Below are 3,981 nucleotides of genomic sequence, written 5' to 3'. Positions count from 1 at the left end.
CGGCCAGGTCGCCGAGGCCGATGACGGGCACGGCATCGAAGCCCGGCAGGTCCGGCAATATTGTCCGGGCGCCGGTGGCGATGACGAAGCGGCGTGCCTTGATCGGCACGCCTTCGACGACGGCCGTGCTGCGGCTGGTGAAACGCGCCTCGCCGCGCAGGACCCGGATTCCCAGAGCCGTCAGGCGCTGCTCGGAGTGGTTGGCGGTCTCGGCCGCCATCGAACGTTGAATGTGGTCGTGGAGCTGCCCCGGATCGGTCTGCAAGTTCCCGGCGTTCAGGCCCAGCCGGCCGGCCTCGCGTATCGCCTGGGCTGCCGCCGCAGCCTCGACCAGAGCCTTGACGGCTAGGGGCCCGGAGCCGCCGCCGGGCGCGCGCCGGTCGACGAGCACGACGGACACTCCGAAAGCGGCCGCGGCCGTCGCCAGTGCAATGCCATTGCCGCCTGCGCCGATAACGCAGATGTCGGGTGTCAACGCGGCGGGTTTCACCGCCTTGGCCGTGCCGTCGCTCACCGGATTTTCCGCTTCGCTCTCTGTGCTCACACGCTGATGCGTTGTCGGGCGGGCGGAATCAAGGCCGATCGTGCAGCCGGGCAGGCGCAGGCAATCGATGCTTCAGGCGACGCTGCGGCCGTCGCCACCGCCCTTGTTCGCCACGATCGCCGCCGGCCGGCCGAACAGGTACCCCTGGGCGCGGTGCGCGCCGAGGAGCTGGACGGCGATGCGCTGCTGCTCCGTCTCGATGCCTTCGACCACGACATTCATGTCGAGCCGGCGCGCCAGCTGGCAGACGGCTTCGATCACGGCCTTGGAGGCTTCGGTGGTGTGGACCTCCCGGGCGAAGCTCTGGTCGATCTTCACCTGCGCGAAAGGGTAGGTCGAGAGATAGGCGAGCGACGAATAGCCCGTACCGAAATCGTCGAGCGCGAAAGTCACCCCGAGCGCCCTTAGTTCATCGAGAACGGAGAGCGCCAGCTTGTCGTCCTCGATCAGGAGAGATTCCGTGACCTCGAGCATCAGCCGCCGCGATTCGAGCTGGGACGAGAGGAGCGCGTCGGTCACCGTCTCGACGATCCGGCGCGGCTCGCGGAACTGCAGCGGCGAGACGTTCACGGAGACGCCGATGCCGGGCTCCCAGCTCGCCGCGTCCTTGCAGGCCTGGCGGATCGCCCAGTCGCCCATGGACGCGATCAGGCCGGACTGCTCGGCAATGGGTATGAAGACGTTGGGAGGAACCATTCCGCGGGTCGGATGGCGCCAGCGCATCAGCGCCTCGCGGGACACCACTTCCTGCGTCTTCAGGTCGATGATCGGCTGATAATAGAGTTCGAGCGTGCCGTCGGCGCACGCCTTGCGCAGGTCGACCTCGATCTCATGCCGCTCCAGCATCTCCTCGGCCATGGCCGGATTGAAGAACACGAGCGTGTTCCGGCCGGCTGATTTGGCCTTGTACAGGGCCGTGTCGGCATGGCGCAGCAGGTCTGTCGGCGTGGTGCCGTCTCGAGGCGCCATGGCGATGCCGACGCTCGCCGTGACGTAGACGGTCTTGCCGTCGACATCGAAGGCGCGGGTCATGGTACTGATCATACGCTGGGCAATGGCGGTGACCACGGTCTGGTCGGCCGAATGCAGTATCAGCAGGAATTCGTCACCGCCGAAGCGGGCCAACCTGTCATTGCTGCGGACAGCTTTGCGGAGCCGGCTCGCGGTCTCCATCAGCACATGGTCGCCGACGTCATGGCCCAGGCTGTCGTTGACCTGCTTGAACCCGTCGAGGTCGAGATAGAGCAGCGCGAAGCTCTCGCCCGTATGCCGCAGCCGCGTGAAGGCCTCGGCGATCAGCGTGTTGTACTCGAACCGGTTGGCGAGGCCGGTGAGCTCGTCGAAGCGCGCCATCTGCTCGATGCGGGCCTCGGTCGCCTTTCGCTCGGTGGCATCTTCCGTCAGCATGAGGATGCCGCCCTCGGCTGCCGGGGCAAAGGTGACGACCAGCACGAGGCCGCTCCGCGTCACGACCTCGTGGCTCGCGGCCTGCTGGGTGCTCTGGGCTGTCGTCAGAGCCGAGCGGATCTCGCGCAACTGCTCCGAGCTGATGACCTGTCGCTCGACCAGGAATCGCGCGATCGCGGCGAGCGGCGTACCGGGCAGCGCGAGAGTCTCGGGCAGGCCGTAGAGCGTGCAGTGGGGAGCGTTGCTGACCGCGAGCTTGAGATTGCGGTCGAACATCGCCAGCCCGTCGATCATCGTGTTGAGGGCGGCATCGAGCGTCAGGTTCTGCGAGTGCAGGGCCGAGGCGAGGGCCTTCGAGTTCTTCGTGGCATCGCTCAGCGCCAGCAGGTTCCGATGCAGGGAATTGGTGATCGCGATATTCGCGGCGAGGTAGAGGAAGGCGAAATAGCCAATGTAGCGGTAATAGGGGTTGTGAGCGCCGATCAGGCCGATCGCCATCGGAATGCAGAACGTCATGAGCTGCACGGCGACGAATTTCGGCCGGCCCGCATTGCGAGCGACATAACCAGAGGCGAGGGCGATGGTGGATGCGACGGACGTGATGTGCGCGGCCGCGTCGTCGGTATGTACCAGCGCGACATAGCAGCTGTAGCCCAGCACCGCGCTGAAGACGGTCGCCCCAAGAAAATAGTCGCGATCCCAGCGCCGGGTCTGCGCATAGCTGTCGGCGGCATGGTTGCGCCGGCGATAGGCGACAACGGTGACGATGCGCAGGACGACGATGAGCGTCACCAGAATGGTGAGGCCCATGAAGATATCCATGCCGGTCGAAAGCCAGCACAGGAACGGCGTCAGAATCCCTGCGATGCCGCCGGGAATGATCGAGGCGGGTGACGAGAACAACGAACTGACCAGCAGCGTATAGCCGGTCAGGTCGACATCGTCGTCCCGCCTGCGCCCGCCGGCCGCCGTCAATCGCTTCAGCGCGCCCGCCATCTGCTCCTGCCCTTGCCGCATGAGCGGTCTTGCGCGCGAGGTCGAAACCCCGCGCATTATCGAAGGGTTCTAGGAGAGCAGAGGTAAATGCTTCGTGTGAGTTTGTCGCCTTTCGGTGGCGTCCGCCCCTGTTCAGACCGGCGAAAGGTGACGTTGGTAAACGCGAGCTAGCATTCGGTCCTGGGTCTGGGCGATGCGTTGCAGCTTCGAGATCGCGCTCGGATTCAGCCGCAGCATGCAGTCGGTCCAGATCTGCCCGAGATGGCCGAGCTCTTCGCGCAGGTCGCCGGCCCGACGGTTGAACGCCGCGAAGAGCGCCGTCTTGGCGGCATGGATCGGCAGGGCGTCAGTGCAGTACTTGCGGATCCAGGCCTCGCCGGTCCCCGCCGGGACGACGGCTTCGAGCCCGCCGGCGGCCATGAAATCCCGCGCGCTCATCTCCTCGCCGGAAAGCAGCATCTGCTCGGCGGCCTGCTGGCCCATCCGCCGCGACAGGATGGCGACGGCGGTGATCGGGAAATGGTTGAACTTGATCTCGGGGTAGACGAACGAAGCCTGCTCCTCGGCGATCATGACGTTGCAGGAGCGCGGCGCGTCGATGCCGCCGCCGATAGCCTTGGCGTGGATGGTCGCCAGGGTGATGACCAGCCCGTTCAGGCCCGTCGAGTTCCAGATCGCGCCCTCTGCCGAAAGGCGCGCATACTCGGTGAGCGCCGCACGGTCGTTCCGCGCCAGGCAGTCCAGATAGAAATCGAGATCGCCGCCGAGCGTGAAGAACGGGCCGGTGCCGCGGAAGGCGAGAAAGCGGACCGGGGCACGATGATACTGGTCCGGCGCACCCCATAGCGCTGCGATGGCGCTCTGAATCTTCACCAGGCTGTCGAGCAGCTGCAGCGTGAAGACCGGCTTCAGCTCGGGGCGGATCGTGACCCAGAGCGTTTTGATCTCCGGCTCATAGGCCAGCTCCACCTCCGGCAGGAACCCCGCCTTGTAGCGGATGGCATCGATGACCTCGCAGCTCTCGAAGAGCGGCG

General features: G+C 66.0%; 3 protein-coding genes. All 3 read right to left on the bottom strand.

Translation table 11 applies throughout. The annotated features are described in order from the left end of the window. Positions 1–514, bottom strand: a 514-nt coding sequence (locus tag ACIPIA_RS11665; RefSeq protein ID WP_400509654.1) for an FAD-dependent oxidoreductase, incomplete at its 3' end; no start/stop codon positions are given. Between the two features lie 102 nt (positions 515–616). Next, complete coding sequence (locus ACIPIA_RS11660; RefSeq protein WP_400509652.1) at positions 617–2,968, bottom strand: putative bifunctional diguanylate cyclase/phosphodiesterase; 2,352 nt, start codon at positions 2,966–2,968, stop codon at positions 617–619. 111 nt (positions 2,969–3,079) lie between these two features. Further along, positions 3,080–3,981: enoyl-CoA hydratase-related protein (locus tag ACIPIA_RS11655; RefSeq protein ID WP_400509650.1), on the bottom strand; the 902-nt coding region annotated here is incomplete at its 5' end.

It is taken from the genome of Allobosea sp. CER48, from assembly GCF_044752385.1.
In the GTDB taxonomy this organism is placed as follows: domain Bacteria; phylum Pseudomonadota; class Alphaproteobacteria; order Rhizobiales; family Beijerinckiaceae; genus Allobosea.
Note: the sequence above shows the minus strand (reverse complement) of the source record. Positions and strands in the feature narration are given on the sequence as shown.

Coding starts and splice junctions, on each gene's coding strand:
- ACIPIA_RS11660 (WP_400509652.1), bottom strand. CDS start 2,968: ATGCGGCAAGGGCAGGAGCAGATGGCGGGCGCGCTGAAGCGATTGACG.